We start from the raw sequence: 13,722 nt of genomic DNA, 5'->3' as shown, positions 1-13,722 counted from the left end.
CTCGATTCGCCGGGCGCACCGGATCTTCCGGTGTGCCTGCTCCGAACCCGTCGTGTCCCCGACGCGGCGGGCCGGGGCAGCGTAGGGGTGTAGCTCAACTGGCAGAGCAGCGGTCTCCAAAACCGCAGGTTGCAGGTTCAAGTCCTGTCACCCCTGCCACCTGGGACGACAGCAGGAACGAGACGAGGTGCGGGCGTCCGCCCGCCGGTGAGGACGAGCGGTGAGCGACGAGCGTGAGCCCGGGCGGGAGCGCCCGACGTCCGCGGCCGACCGCCGCGGGCGGCGCACGTCGCCGTCGTCGTCCGGTGCCGGTGCGGTGACCACGCCGGGCAAGGGCCGCCCGACGCCCTCGCGCGGCAGCGGGGCGCCCCGCAAGGCGTCGCCGTTCGCCAGGCTGGTCCGCTTCCTCCGCGAGGTCGTGGCGGAGCTGCGCAAGGTCATCTGGCCCACGCGCAAGCAGCTGGTGACCTACACGATCGTCGTGCTCGTCTTCGTCGCCTTCATGGTCGCGCTGGTGTCGCTCCTGGACTGGGTGTTCGGGCTGGGCGTGGAAGCCCTGTTCGGCGCCTAGCCCGCAGGTGAGCCGGGACCGACCGATCGAGCACGACGACGCTGACGAAGGAAGCGAGAAGCACGTGACCTCCCCAGACGGCCGACCGGCCGAGGACGAGACGACGGTGCAGGACACCGACGTCGAGGTGGCGTACGGCGCCGAGGCCTCCGACAGCTCGGACAGCACCGTCGACGCCGACACCGACACCGCCGCAGAGGCGGTGGAGGCCGAGGAGGCGGAGGACGCCCTCGAGGACGACACGGCGGACGTCGACTTCGGGTCGGAGGCCGCCGAGGCCGTCCCCGCGACCGACGAGCAGGCCGACCCGGGCGACCTCGAGGCCGGCGCCGACGCCGCCGGTCCCGAGGAGGAGGTCGACCCGATCGAGGAGATGACGGAGGCGCTGCGCCGCGCCCCGGGCGACTGGTACGTCGTCCACTCCTACGCGGGCTACGAGAACAAGGTGAAGCAGAACCTCGAGACCCGGGTCCAGACCCTGGACGTCGAGGACTACATCTACCAGGTCGAGGTGCCCACCGAAGAGGTCACCGAGATCAAGAACGGCCAGCGCAAGCAGGTGCAGCGCAAGGTGCTGCCCGGCTACATCCTGGTCCGGATGGAGCTCAACGACCAGTCGTGGGGCGCCGTCCGCAACACCCCGGGCGTCACCGGCTTCGTCGGGGCCACGTCGCGGCCCTCGCCGCTGACCCTGAACGAGGTGCTGAAGTTCCTGCTGCCGAAGCAGGAGGCGCCGAAGGAGAAGGCCGCCGCCGCGTCCGGTGCGGGCGGCGCGGCCGCCGCCACCGGCGGTGCGGCCACGGTCGAGGTCGACTTCGAGGTCGGCGAGTCGGTGACCGTCATGGACGGCCCGTTCGCGACCCTCCCGGCCACGATCAACGAGGTCAACGTCGACGCGCAGAAGCTGAAGGTGCTCGTGTCCATCTTCGGCCGCGAGACGCCCGTCGAGCTGGCCTTCAGTCAGGTCTCCAAGATCTGACGGTGCACGAACTCCGTCGCGGCGGGCAGGTCCGCGGCGCGTAGGACGATCACGAGGAATCAAGGATGCCACCCAAGAAGCGGAAGCTCTCCGCGATCATCAAGCTCCAGATCAAGGCCGGCGCGGCCACGCCGGCCCCGCCGGTCGGCCCCGCGCTGGGTCAGCACGGCGTCAACATCATGGAGTTCTGCAAGGCGTACAACGCCGCCACCGAGGCCCAGCGCGGCGACGTGGTGCCGGTCGAGATCTCCGTGTACGAGGACCGCTCGTTCACGTTCGAGCTCAAGACCCCGCCCGCGGCCAAGCTGCTGCTGAAGGCGGCCGGCGTGGAGAAGGGCTCCGGCGAGCCGCACAAGACCAAGGTCGCCTCCGTGACCATGGACCAGGTGCGGGAGATCGCGCAGACCAAGATGCGCGACCTCAACGCCAACGACCTGGACCAGGCCGCGAAGATCATCGCCGGCACCGCCCGGTCGATGGGCATCACGGTCAACTGACCCCACCCGAACGCGTGGGAGAGCCGGGCGCGGCTCCTACCACGATCTTCGCGAAGGACTGAAGATGGCAAAGCGCAGCAAGATCTACGAGCAGGCCGCGGCCAAGATCGACCGCGACTCCCTGTACTCCCCGCTCGAGGCCGCCAAGCTGGCCAAGGAGACCTCGAGCAGCAAGATGGACGCGACCGTCGAGGTCGCCATGCGGCTGGGCGTCGACCCCCGCAAGGCCGACCAGATGGTCCGCGGGACCGTGAACCTGCCCCACGGGACCGGTAAGACCGCCCGGGTCATCGTGTTCGCCGTCGGCGACAAGGCCGCCGAGGCCGAGGCCGCCGGTGCGGACGTCGTCGGCGCCGAGGACCTGATCGAGCGGATCCAGGGCGGTTGGCTGGACTTCGACGCCGCGATCGCGACCCCCGACCAGATGGCGAAGGTCGGCCGCATCGCCCGCATCCTCGGCCCGCGCGGCCTGATGCCGAACCCGAAGACCGGCACCGTCACCCCGGACGTGACCAAGGCCGTCAACGACATCAAGGGCGGCAAGATCAACTTCCGGGTGGACAAGCAGGCCAACCTGCACCTCGTCATCGGCAAGGCCTCGTTCGACACCGAGAAGCTGGTGGAGAACTACGGCGCCGCCCTCGACGAGATCCTGCGGGCCAAGCCGTCCGCCGCGAAGGGCCGCTACATCAAGAAGATCACCGTCTCGACGACCACGGGCCCGGGCATCCCGGTCGACCCGAACCGCACCCGCAACCTGCTGGTCGACGACACCGTCTGATCGTCCGCACGCACGAAGGCCCCCTCCGGATCTTCCGGAGGGGGCCTTCGTGGCTACGGGTCAGGACCAGTCGGCCAGGATCTGGTCGACGGTCTCGGGGTCCGCCGGGCGGCCCGGCACCTCGGTCCGGGTGCGGGAGAAGCGCGGCGCGGGGGCGGCCTGCGGGGTGTCGTCCGGGCTGACGATCGTGTTCCGGGCGGCCATGTGCGGGTGCTGGGCGACCTCGCCGAAGGCCAGGACCGGGGTGGTGCAGGCGTCGGTGCCGTCGAAGATCGCGGCCCACTCGTCGCGGGACCTGGTCTTGAAGACCTCGGTGAAGCGCGCCTTGATCGCCGGCCAGGACGGGATGTCCATCTGTGCCGGCAGGTCGGCGGGATCGATCTCCAGGCCCTTGAGCAGCTCGGCGTAGAACTGCGGCTCGATCGCCCCGACGGCCATGAACTTGCCGTCGGCGCAGGCGTAGGTGTCGTAGAAGGGGGCGTAGCCGTCGAGCATGTTGCTGGCCGGGGCGTCCTGCCAGAACTTCTGCCCGAGCATCCCCCACACCATCTGCACGAGGAGGCTGGCGCCGTCGACCATGGCGGTGTCGACGACCTGGCCCTCACCGGAGCCGCGGGCCTCGTACAGCGCCGCGAGCACGCCGATGACCAGCAGCATCGAGCCGCCGCCGAAGTCGCCGACCAGGTTCAGCGGCGGCACGGGGCGCTCGCCGTTCCCGCGGCCGATGGCGTGCAGCGCACCGGTGAGCGAGATGTAGTTGATGTCGTGGCCCGCCCGGTCGGCCATCGGCCCGTCCTGGCCCCAGCCCGTCATCCGGCCGTAGACGAGCTTCGGGTTGCGGGCGTGGCAGTCCGCGGGGCCGACGCCGAGCCGTTCGGTGACGCCGGGCCGGTAGCCCTCGAGCAGCACGTCGGCCTTCTCGACGAGCTTCAGCACGGTCTCGCGACCCTCGGGGGTCTTGAGGTCGGCGGCCACCCGGCGCCGTCCGCGCAGGGTGGGGTCGGCGTCGCCGCCGATCCTCAGGCCGCCCGGCCGGTCGATCCGGACCACCTCGGCGCCCAGGTCGCCCAGGATCATCGCCGCGTGCGGCCCCGGTCCGATGCCGGCGAGCTCGACGACCCGTACGCCCGCGAGGGGTCCGCTGCGAGTGTCCACTTCCATCCTCCTCATCGATCGATCGTTCAGGACTCTACGGGTCCGCGGGCCCCGGGTCAGCGGCCCAGGCCACAGGACGCCGTCCCGGCTACGCCACGGCGATCTGGTCCGCCGCGCCGCCGTCGGGCTGGTGCCGCAGACCCTGCCAGGCCGCGGTGAGTCGTTCGAGCGCGGCTGCGGCGGGTTCGGGTCGCAGGGTGTAGGGCAGCCGGATGTAGCGCTCGAACGCGCCGTCGACGCCGAAGCGGGGCCCCGCGGCCAGCAGGACGTCGTGCCGGCGGGCGGCCCCGGTGAGCAGGCTCGACACCGGCTCGCCGAGATCCACCCACAGGCTCAGCCCGCCCGCCGGGTCGTTGGGCCGCCACTGCGGGAAGTCCGCGGCGAGCCGGCGGCGCAGGTCGGAGCGGGCGGCGCGCAGCGACTCCTGCCGCTCGGCCACCACCGCCTCGACCTCGCCGAGCAGGCGGGCCGTGACGATCTGGTCGAGCACGGCGCCGCCGAGGTCGATCGACGGCCGCAGCGCGGCCAGCCGCCGCACCAGCGACGCCGACGTGCGGATCCAGCCGATCCGCAGCCCGCCCCAGAACACCTTGCTCGCCGAGCCGATCGTGATCAGCAGGGGCGAGTCGGGCGCGTGCCGGGCGACCGGTTCCGGGGCCGGGACGTCGAGCGGCAGCTCGGTCAGGGTCTCGTCGACGACGAGCGGGGTGCGGGTCCGCCGCGCCAGCTCGACCACGCCCGCGCGGACCTCCGGCGGCATCACCGCGCCCGTCGGGTTGTGGAAGTCCGGCACCAGGTAGCAGAGCGCGGGACGGGTGTCCCGCACGGTGGCGGTCAGCAGGTCGAGGTCCCAGGCCGGCTCCCGGCCGTCGGGACCGAGCGGCACGGGGACCGGCCGGGCGCCGCGGCCGCGGATGGCGTCGAGCGCGTTCGGGTAGGTCGGGTGCTCGACGACGACGCGGTCGCCCGGGCCCGCGAGCAGCGTGAGGACCAGCGCGATCGCGTGCTGCGCCCCGGAGGTGACCAGGACCTGGTCGGGGGTGGTCGGCACGCCGCGCTCGGTGAAGCGCCGCGCCACGGCCTCCCGCATCACCGGGATCCCGGCGAGGGTGTAGCCGTGGCCGCCGATCTGCCCGTCGAGCTCGGTGACGGCGGCCGCCGCGGCCCGCCGGATCGCGTCCGTGGGGGCCGGCAGCGCGGCGTGCGCGAGATCGGTCAGGCCGCCGCCCGTGAGGGGCGAGAACGGGGTCTCGGGGGTCGCCCCCCCGGTCGGGCCGGGCACGCGGGTCCAGCTGCCCGAGCCGCGGCGGCTCTCGAGGAACCCGTCGGCGCGCAACGCCTCGTAGGCCGCGGCCACCGTCGTCCGGCTGACGTCGAGGGCGCCGGCCAGCTCGCGCTCGGCCGGAATCCGGGTGCCGAGCGGCAGCCGGCCGTCCAGGATGAGGAGCCGGACGCGCTCGGTCAGCGCGGACGCGAGGCCGCCGCGCTGGTCCGCCGGGCGCCAGCTGCCCAGCAGCCGGGCGAAGCTCGTGCCGCCGACCCGGCGGGTGCCGGGTTCCAAGGGGTCCAACCGGTCCACCTCCGCGAAATTGGCCATGGAGAATCAGGCCAATAGTGCCAGAGTGGAGTCATGACAGCGACGATCCTGCTCTCGGTCCTGACCCTCATCGCGATCCTGGCGCCGCGCTACGGCGCCGACAGCCGCTCGCTGCGGGAGCGGCCGTTCTACACGGCGACGCCCTGGGGCGACGTGAAGAAGTTCCTCCGCCGGCTCGAGGAGGCGGCGGCGCGCCCACAACGCGCCGGACCGCCGCTGCGGCGGCTCAGGTCCGGTACTCCCAGTGGTTCTGCATGAGCACCTGCTCGGTGCGGTCGGCCTCGTCCCGGACCTCGGCGCGGTAGTAGTACCGACCCGGCTGCCAGCCGTCCTGCTCCGCGACGACCTGCAGGTACTCCGTGGCCCACCGGTGCCATTCGTCGGTGTCGCGGGGCGCGGGGTCCGGGGCGTCGCACACCACGGTCGTGAAGTCGTGGAGCCGGCCGCGCAGCGAGGTCCACATCTGCACGTCGATGTTCAGGGTCTCGGGCAGCCCGCCCGGGGTCCGCTCGCCGGACCCGGTCCGCTCACCGCTCACGCCGCGCCTCCCTGGCGGGCCCGTGGTGGGCCCGCTGGGAGTATCGATCTTCGGTGAGGTCCGGGCCCTGCCGGGTGCGCGGACCTCACCGGATCGTGCGACGCGGGGATCAGGCCGCCAGCAGGTCGCTGCGGCCCTTCTCCTCGAGCATCGCCTTGTACGGCCCGAACAGGCCCTTCGCCAGCGGCAGCACCTTGAGCAGCGTGGCGACCGGGCCCTTCGCGCGGACCTGGCCCTTGGCCAGCGCCACCGGCAGCACGACCTTGCCGAGCCAGAACCGGTTGCCGGTGTCGGCGCTCATGAACAGCTCGACGTTCGGCTCCGGGCCGTTGCCCGCGCCCTCGTGGATCTCCGAGTTCGGCATGTCCACGGTGAGCACGGCCTCGGGGTCGGTGTACGTGATGCGCAGGACGACCCCGGACGGCTTCAGCTTCTCGACCAGCGCCGCGTCCTCCATGCCCAACCGGAAGACCCCGCCCAGGTACTCGTAGACCTCGGCCTCGTTCTGGAACGCCGCCACGTCGCAGCCCCTTTCGCTCGCTTGCCGGGGGAGTCTGGCCCGCCCGGGCCACCGGCGGCGACTCCCCGGCCGGGCCACGCCTGGCCCGCACGGACCGGTCCTCAGGGGCGCTGCTCGTCGAGCAGGCCCGCCCGGCCGGCGAGCGCGGCCGCCTCGATCCGGTTCGCGGCACCGAGCTTGTGCAGCAGCGAGGCGATCATCCGCTTCGCCGTGCGCTCGCTGACCAGCATCGGGCGGGCGATCTCGCTGGTCTCCAGCCCGCGGGCGAGCAGTCGCCACAGCTCGACGTCCCGCTCGGAGAGGGTGTCGAGCACGCCGTCGGCGGTGCGGTCCGCCGACGCCAGCAGCGCCTCGAGCAGCTCGCCGCGGACGACCTTGACCCCGGCGAGCAGCGACAGCAGCGGGGCGACGAGCACCGCGGGATCGGCGGACTTGCCGAGGTACCCGTCGGCGCCGGCGCGCAGCGCGGCCGCGGCCAGGTCCAGGTCCTCGGTCCCGGACAGGGCGAGCACCTTCGTGCCCGGGTAGGCCGCCTTGATCCGGCGGATCGTCTCGACCCCGCCGAGCGGCGGCAGCGCGAGATCGACGACGGCGATGTCCGCGCGGTTCTTCCCGACGAGCGCGACGGCCTCCTCGCCGGCCGTCGCGGAGCCGGCGACCCGGAAGGTGTCGCCGGCGCGGGACTCCAGCAGGAGGGCCAGGCCCTGGGCGAACAGCGCGTGGTCGTCCACGATGACGACGGTGTGGGGCCCCTCCTGCACGGCCCGGAGCCTAGGGCGTGTCTCCCGATCCGCCACCACCGCTCCCGGCGCCCACGCCGCCCCCGGCGGCGTTGCCGGACCGCCCGAACACGCTCGGTATGAGGACGGCCCGGCGCCTTGCCTGGAACGACGTGGATCACCGGGCCCGGCGGCGCCGGATTGGGAGTCACGCCCTGATCGGACCTACTCTCCGTACATCGCTCGACCTGCACCGACGGTGAGGGGAGACCCGGTGACGAGCCCGACGGACGGCAGGGTGGACCCGCTCGCGGAGGCCATGACCGATCCCGGCGCGCTGCGCTGGGACCCCTGGACACGGCGATCCGACTCCGCCGAGGAGCGGGCCGCGGTGGTGATCCGCGCGATCGTCGTGGTCGCCGTCGGGCTGGCGCTCGCGGTGGGGCCCGAGCTCGCCCGCGGCCGCCCGCTGGTGGTGTGGGGCATCGTGGTCGGCACGGCGCTCTACGCCGCCGCGCTCGTGGTGACCGAGTGGGCGGAGTGGCAGCTGCCCGTCCGGCCCGCGGTGATCACCGTGGTCGACGGCGTGCTGGTCCTGGTGGCCTGCGGGCTCACCGGGGGCGCGGACAGCATCTTCGTCGCGGTGCTGCCGCTGATCGCGATCGCGATGTCGCTGCGCAGCGGGCCCGTGCTGGGGCGGCTCGGCGCCCTCGGCGTCGGGATCGGGTTCACCGTCGCGTGCCTGCTCGGCTCGGACCCGGAGGTCACGGTGTCCGAGCGGCTGCTGACGGGGGCCTGGTGGAGCGGGTTCCTGGTCGCGGCCGCGGTGCTGGTCGGCGTGCTGGTGCGGATGCTCGAGCGGCAGCTGCAGGAGGCCGCCGACTCGCGGGCGCGGGCGGCGGCGGAGCACGAGAAGCTGCTCTCGGAGCGGGGGCTGCGGGCCCGGCTCGTCGCGGCACAGCAGGCCCGGCTCGACGGCGTGCGCGTGGTGCTGCACGAGTTCCGCACACCCGTCGCCTCGCTGACCGCGCTCACCACGGACCTGGCGAAGGGCGCGCTGTCCCCGGAGGCCTCGCGCACCGCGACCCGGCTGCTCGCCGAGCACGCGGTGCACCTGCAGGACATGCTCGAGGGCCTCGCCGACCTGGCCGTGCGGGACGGCAGCCCGCTCGGCCGGGTCACCGACCGGCGGGTCGTGCTGGCCGAGCTGGCCGAGGCCGTGCTCGACGCGGCCGCCGTCGCGCCCGGCCGTCGGCGGATCACCGTCGCGCCGTCGGGGGCGGCCGTGCGGTGCGACCCGCAGCGGCTCCGCCGGGTGCTCACCAACCTCGTCGAGAACGCCGCCCGGCACAGCGGGGAGGAACCCGTCGAGCTGGACCTGGGCCACGCCGACGGCACCCTGGTCGCCGAGGTCCGTGACCGCGGCCCCGGCCTCCCGCCGGGCCAGGAGGGCCTGGTCACGGCCAAGGGCGTGGCGCTGGGGGAGCGGCGCGGCACCGCGGGGCTGGGGCTGTGGATCGTCGAGGCGCTGGTCGGGGCGATGAACGGCGAGCTCACCCTGCTCCCGCGCGAGGGCGGGGGCCTGGTCGCCCGCCTCGCCCTCCCCCTCGCCCCCGCCTGATCCCGCGACTCGCGCTGCAGGAACTCCCGACTCGCGGGAACCGCGTGGCCGCCCGCGAGTCGGGAGTTGTGGCAGCGCGAGTCGGGAGCTTCGGCATCGCGTGTCGGGGGCTGGCACGCGGGGGACAGGGCGGGAACTCGCGGCCCGCTGTGGTCCGGGGTGACGCGGGTCATGATCGACGCCCATGAAGACCCGAGCAGCGGTGCTGTGGGAACTGGGCGGCAAGTGGGAGGTCGAGGAGGTCGAGCTCGACCCGCCGGGTCCCGGCGAGGTCCTGGTCGAGCTGGCGGCGTCCGGCCTGTGCCACTCCGACGAGCACCTGGTGACCGGCGACCTGCCCGTCGCCTACCCGATGGTCGGCGGCCACGAGGGCGCCGGGCGCGTGCGCGAGGTCGGCCCGGGCGTGACGGAGGTGGAGGTCGGCGACCCGGTCGTCATGACCTTCCTGCCCAGCTGCGGGCGCTGCAGCTACTGCGTCCGCGGCATGACGAGCCTGTGCGACGACGGTGCGGGCGCCACCCTCGGTCCCCAGCTCGACGGCACCTACCGCTTCCACGCACGCGGCGAGGACGTCGGGCAGATGTGCCTGCTCGGCACGTTCAGCCAGCACACCGTGGTGCCGGTGAAGTCCGTCGTGAAGATCGACGAGGGCTTCCCGCTCGAGCTCGCCGCGCTGGTCGGCTGCGGCGTCACCACCGGCTTCGGATCCGCGGTCCGCACTGCCGACCTGCGGGCCGGCGACTCGTGCGTCGTCATCGGGATCGGCGGCATCGGCGCCAACGCGATCCAGGGTGCGGTCAACGCCGGCTGCCGGTACGTCGTCGCCGTCGACCCGGTGGAGTTCAAGCGGGACAAGGCGATCGAGCTCGGGGCCACCCACGTCGCGGCGAGCATCGACGCGGCCTGGCCGATCGTCTCCGAGCTCACCCGCGGCCAGCTGGCCGACGCCGCCATCCTCACGACGGGCATCGCCGACGGCGACGACCTGCAGCCCGCGCTGCAGCTCGTCGGCAAGCGGGGGCGGGTCGTGGTGACCGCGCTGGGCAAGGCCGAGCAGGAGACGGCCTCGCTGAGCCTGCTGGAGCTCACCCTGTACGAGAAGCAGATCCGCGGCGCCCTGTTCGGCAGCTCCAACGGCCAGCACGACGTGCCGCGCCTGCTCGAGCTGCACAACCTGGGCCGGCTCAAGCTCCGCGAGTTGGTCACCAAGGAGTACACCCTCGACCAGGTGAACGAGGGTTACGAGGACATGCGGTCCGGCCGCAACATCCGGGGCCTCATCCGCTTCTGACGGCGCACCCCACCACCAGCCTCGACGGCAAAGGAGCCGACCATGCGCACCATCGAGCACGGCAAGCGGAACGGGTTCGCCTCCCTCGGGGCGGGCGGGCTGAAGCAGGAGTCGTTCCCGCTGCGCCTGTTCGCCAAGGGGAACGCGAAGCACTGGAACCCGGCGGACATCGACTTCTCGCAGGACGCGAAGGACTTCGCGGCCATGACGGACGACGAGCGGTGGTGGACCTGCGCGCTCGCGGCGCAGTTCCTGGCCGGCGAGGAGTCGGTGACCCAGGACCTGCAGCCCTTCGTGGCCGCGATGGCCGCCGAGGGCCGGTTCGCCGACGAGATGTACCTGACCCAGTTCGTGTACGAGGAGGCCAAGCACACGCAGGCCTTCCGGCTCTGGTTCGACGCCGTCGGGATGACGGGGGACCTCCACGAGTTCATCGAGTTCAACGACGCGTACATGGAGATCTTCACGAAGCAGCTGCCGGACAGCCTGTACGCGCTGCAGCACGACCCGAGCCCGCGCAACCAGATCCGCGCCTCGGTGACCTACAACCACATCGTCGAGGGCACCCTCGCGCTGACCGGCTACTTCGCCTGGCAGAAGGTGTGCGCGAGCCGCGGCATCCTGCCCGGCATCCAGAAGGTGATCAAGCACATCGGCGACGACGAGCGCCGCCACATGGCCTGGGGCACCTTCACCTGCCGCCGGCACGTCGCCGCCGACGACGCGATGTTCGACGTGGTCGACGAGCGCATGCAGGAGCTGATGGTCCCGGCCATGGGCGTGGTCACCGCGACGTTCGACAGGTACGAGGGCGGCGAGCCGCCCTTCGGCGTCGACATCTCGGAGATGGCCGAGTACGCCATGGACAAGCTGGGCCGCCGGCTCGGGGCGATCGAGTCCGCCCGCGGCGCCGACCTGCTCGCGATCGACGTCGACGCCTCGCCCGAGGCGCTCGAGGAGAAGTTCCACGCCGAGGACCAGCTGGAGTTGGCAGGATGACCCGCGCAGGACGCTACGACCGGCTCCGCGAGATCGAGCTGCTGGACCCGGAGACGGATCACCTCGAGATCTACCGGCTGATGTCGATGTACGAGTTCCCCTGGGACATCAACCAGGCGCTCTCGTTCGCGCTGTTCCGCACCTACGCGGTACCGACGATCGGCAAGCTCCTCGCCGAGACCGGCGAGTTCACCGAGCGCGTCCAGAAGCGCTACGACGACACCGGGCTGATCCTCGAGGCCGTCCTCGAGCACGGGTTCAGCGGCACCGGCAAGGACGCCATCCGCCGGATGAACCAGATGCACCGCAGCTACCCGATCTCGGGCGATGACATGCGGTACACGCTGTGCACCTTCGTGGTGTCGCCGATCCGGTGGATGGACGCCTACGGCTGGCGGCCCTTCTCCGAGACGGAGAAGGTCGCGAGCGCGAACTACTACCGCGAGCTCGGCCGGCACATGGGCATCAAGGACATCCCGGCCACCTGGCAGGAGTTCTGCGAGGTGCACGACGCCTACGAGCGCGAGCGCTTCGGCTACGACCCGGGCGGCCGCGCCGTCGCCGACTCCACGCTCGCACTGCTGTGCACGTTCCCGCCGAACGACAAGGCCCCGGCGGCCCTGATCGACGCCTTCTCCCGCTCGCTCATGGACCCCCACCTGCGGGAGGCCTTCCGGTACGAGGCCCCGCCGCGCTGGTTCCGGGCGCTGTCCCGGGCCGCACTGCGGCTGCGCGGCCGGGTCGTGCGGGCGATGCCCGTGCGCACGCGGCCGAAGTTCGTGCGGGACCTGCCGAGCATCCGCAGCTACCCGAACGGCTTCGACGTCCGGGAGCTCGGGACCTTCCCGCAGGGCTGCCCCGTGCCCCACGGGCGGACCTCCCCGGCGGCCGCGACGGACGCGGACACGTACTCCGATCGAGTGGTATCGCCGCAGGTCACTCCATCCGGAGCCTGAGACCCGGGTTGCACCGACCTGGAGCCGGTCGGAGTAACGCAGTGCGACGGGCGACGCCCCGCGGACCGAGATCGATGACGGTGTGTCGATCTCGGTTCACGGGGCGTGTCCGTCGTTCTCAGGAACGATCCGCGGGCCGTCGTCGCCGCGGAATACCCGGCAGTAACCAGACTGCGGCGCGGTCGTTGGGCGCTGCAGGACGAGTGCGTGCTCCGGCAAGGACCGGTGGCGCAGGCTCGAGTGCGCGAGGAGGCGACGTGCCCGGTGTCGAGGTGAAGGTCGAGGGACTGACGAAGTCCTTCGGGCGCGCGAACATCTGGTCGGACGTCACGCTGACGCTGCCGCCCGGTGAGGTCAGCGTGCTGCTCGGCCCGTCCGGCACGGGCAAGTCCGTGTTCCTCAAGTCGCTGATCGGGCTGCTCAAGCCGGAGAAGGGCTCGATCGTCATCCACGACACCGACCTGGTGCGGTGCAGCGAGAACCGGCTCTACGAGATCCGCAAGCTGTTCGGGGTGCTGTTCCAGGACGGTGCGCTGTTCGGCTCGATGAACCTCTACGACAACATCGCCTTCCCGCTGCGCGAGCACACCAAGAAGCCGGAGTCGGAGATCCGCGACATCGTCGCGGAGAAGATGGACATGGTCGGGCTCAAGGGCGACGAGAAGAAGCTGCCCGGCGAGATCTCCGGCGGCATGCGCAAGCGCGCCGGGCTGGCCCGGGCGCTGGTGCTCGACCCGGAGATCATCCTGTTCGACGAGCCGGACTCGGGCCTCGACCCCGTGCGCACGGCCTATCTGAACCAGCTGATCATCGACCTGAACGCGCAGACGGACGCGACGTTCCTGATCGTCACCCACGACATCAACACCGCGCAGACGGTGCCGGACAACATCGGCATGCTCTACCGCAAGCACCTGGCGATGTTCGGCCCGCGCGAGGTGCTGCTCACCAGCGAGGACCCGGTGGTGGCGCAGTTCCTCAACGGCCGCCGCCAGGGCCCGATCGGCATGTCGGAGGAGAAGGACACCGCCCAGGCCGCCCGGGAGATGGCCGAGGTGGACGAGCTGTCCGGGCTGCCCCCGATCAAGCCCCAGCTCGACGCGACCGCGGGCCTGCCCGAGCGCAAGGCCGTGGCCCGCCGGCAGAAGCGGGTGGCCGAGCTGATGCACACCCTGCCGCCCGCCGCGCAGGAGGCGATCCGCCGCTCGCAGGCCGAGAGCGGGCAGGCGGCGCAGCAGCCGGTTCGCCAGCAGGCGGTCGGCGCGGCGCCCTACGGTCGACCCGACGCCCCGCCCGCCGAGGCCCCGACCCAGAGCATCCCGCGGGTGCAGGACGCGCCGCTCGGCCAGCCCGCACCCCCGCAGAACCAGCCCGGCCGCGCCCCCGGCGGCCCGAGCTCCGGCCCCGGCCGGCACCGCTTCCGCTAGCCCCGCACGCCGCCCCGTCGCGGGTGGACGGCCCCCACGGCCCGCCCGCGAACCTGCTCCCCCCGCCGCCC

Annotated in this window: 15 protein-coding genes and 1 tRNA gene; 11 read left to right on the top strand and 5 right to left on the bottom strand. The window is 72.6% G+C overall.

Annotation, left to right across the window (positions count from 1 at the left end):
• Positions 1 to 83: 83 nt before the first annotated feature.
• The 5 genes from ACQP04_RS32490 (at position 84) to rplA (ending at position 2,828) form a co-directional block, all read left to right on the top strand.
• Positions 84 to 159: transfer RNA gene (locus ACQP04_RS32490), tRNA-Trp, on the top strand.
• Between the two features lie 61 nt (positions 160 to 220).
• Positions 221 to 571 (top strand): preprotein translocase subunit SecE, encoded by a 351-nt coding sequence (secE, locus tag ACQP04_RS32485; RefSeq protein ID WP_037046065.1) that lies wholly within the window; start codon positions 221 to 223, stop codon positions 569 to 571.
• Between the two features lie 64 nt (positions 572 to 635).
• On the top strand, positions 636 to 1,550 hold the full coding sequence (gene nusG, locus ACQP04_RS32480) for a transcription termination/antitermination protein NusG (protein ID WP_433504284.1): 915 nt from the start codon (positions 636 to 638) through the stop codon (positions 1,548 to 1,550).
• A gap of 65 nt (positions 1,551 to 1,615) precedes the next feature.
• Complete coding sequence (rplK, locus tag ACQP04_RS32475) at positions 1,616 to 2,047, top strand: 50S ribosomal protein L11 (protein ID WP_345383506.1); 432 nt, start codon at positions 1,616 to 1,618, stop codon at positions 2,045 to 2,047.
• 64 nt (positions 2,048 to 2,111) lie between these two features.
• Entirely contained in the window at positions 2,112 to 2,828 is a 717-nt protein-coding gene (gene rplA, locus ACQP04_RS32470; protein WP_433504283.1) for a 50S ribosomal protein L1, read from the top strand.
• Positions 2,829 to 2,888: 60 nt separating this feature from the next.
• Here rplA and ACQP04_RS32465 read toward each other — a convergent pair whose 3' ends face one another.
• Positions 2,889 to 3,983, bottom strand: coding sequence for a CaiB/BaiF CoA transferase family protein (locus tag ACQP04_RS32465; RefSeq protein ID WP_433504282.1), 1,095 nt, complete (start codon positions 3,981 to 3,983; stop codon positions 2,889 to 2,891).
• 88 nt (positions 3,984 to 4,071) lie between these two features.
• Positions 4,072 to 5,580, bottom strand: coding sequence for a PLP-dependent aminotransferase family protein (locus ACQP04_RS32460; protein ID WP_433504281.1), 1,509 nt, complete (start codon positions 5,578 to 5,580; stop codon positions 4,072 to 4,074).
• A gap of 33 nt (positions 5,581 to 5,613) precedes the next feature.
• Here ACQP04_RS32460 and ACQP04_RS32455 point away from each other — a divergent pair, with 33 nt between their 5' ends.
• Positions 5,614 to 5,838, top strand: coding sequence for a hypothetical protein (locus ACQP04_RS32455; protein WP_156067626.1), 225 nt, complete (start codon positions 5,614 to 5,616; stop codon positions 5,836 to 5,838).
• On the opposite strand, the gene ACQP04_RS32450 is transcribed toward ACQP04_RS32455, so the two are convergent.
• From ACQP04_RS32450 to ACQP04_RS32440, 3 genes are all read right to left on the bottom strand, one after another.
• Positions 5,807 to 6,118 carry a hypothetical protein gene (locus tag ACQP04_RS32450; protein ID WP_433504280.1) on the bottom strand — a complete coding sequence of 104 codons (312 nt, stop codon included), beginning with the start codon at positions 6,116 to 6,118 and terminating at the stop codon, positions 5,807 to 5,809. The genes ACQP04_RS32455 and ACQP04_RS32450 overlap by 32 nt on opposite strands.
• A 109-nt stretch (positions 6,119 to 6,227) precedes the next feature.
• Positions 6,228 to 6,638, bottom strand: a complete 411-nt coding sequence (locus tag ACQP04_RS32445; RefSeq protein ID WP_433504279.1) for a sterol carrier protein — start codon at positions 6,636 to 6,638, stop codon at positions 6,228 to 6,230.
• A 101-nt stretch (positions 6,639 to 6,739) separates the two neighbouring features.
• Positions 6,740 to 7,399, bottom strand: a complete 660-nt coding sequence (locus ACQP04_RS32440; protein WP_433504278.1) for a response regulator — start codon at positions 7,397 to 7,399, stop codon at positions 6,740 to 6,742.
• A 232-nt stretch (positions 7,400 to 7,631) separates the two neighbouring features.
• On the opposite strand from ACQP04_RS32440, the gene ACQP04_RS32435 reads away from it, so the two are divergent.
• The 5 genes from ACQP04_RS32435 (at position 7,632) to ACQP04_RS32415 (ending at position 13,651) form a co-directional block, all read left to right on the top strand.
• Positions 7,632 to 8,978 carry a sensor histidine kinase gene (locus ACQP04_RS32435; RefSeq protein ID WP_433504277.1) on the top strand — a complete coding sequence of 449 codons (1,347 nt, stop codon included), beginning with the start codon at positions 7,632 to 7,634 and terminating at the stop codon, positions 8,976 to 8,978.
• A 184-nt stretch (positions 8,979 to 9,162) separates the two neighbouring features.
• The gene (locus ACQP04_RS32430; protein ID WP_433504276.1) at positions 9,163 to 10,269 is read left to right on the top strand and encodes an NDMA-dependent alcohol dehydrogenase; all 1,107 of its coding nucleotides are present in this window, start codon (positions 9,163 to 9,165) and stop codon (positions 10,267 to 10,269) included.
• Between the two features lie 42 nt (positions 10,270 to 10,311).
• Positions 10,312 to 11,268, top strand: coding sequence for a R2-like ligand-binding oxidase (locus tag ACQP04_RS32425; protein WP_433504275.1), 957 nt, complete (start codon positions 10,312 to 10,314; stop codon positions 11,266 to 11,268).
• A complete protein-coding gene (locus tag ACQP04_RS32420; protein ID WP_433504274.1) occupies positions 11,265 to 12,224 on the top strand; it encodes an oxygenase MpaB family protein in 960 nt (319 codons plus the stop codon). The genes ACQP04_RS32425 and ACQP04_RS32420 overlap by 4 nt, the downstream gene beginning before the upstream one ends.
• 257 nt (positions 12,225 to 12,481) lie before the next feature.
• Positions 12,482 to 13,651, top strand: a complete 1,170-nt coding sequence (locus ACQP04_RS32415) for an ATP-binding cassette domain-containing protein (RefSeq protein ID WP_433504273.1) — start codon at positions 12,482 to 12,484, stop codon at positions 13,649 to 13,651.
• Positions 13,652 to 13,722 lie beyond the last annotated feature (71 nt).

The sequence above is a fragment of the Pseudonocardia halophobica genome (genome assembly GCF_050948485.1).
Taxonomy (GTDB): domain Bacteria; phylum Actinomycetota; class Actinomycetes; order Mycobacteriales; family Pseudonocardiaceae; genus Pseudonocardia; species Pseudonocardia halophobica.
Note: the sequence above shows the minus strand (reverse complement) of the source record. Positions and strands in the feature narration are given on the sequence as shown.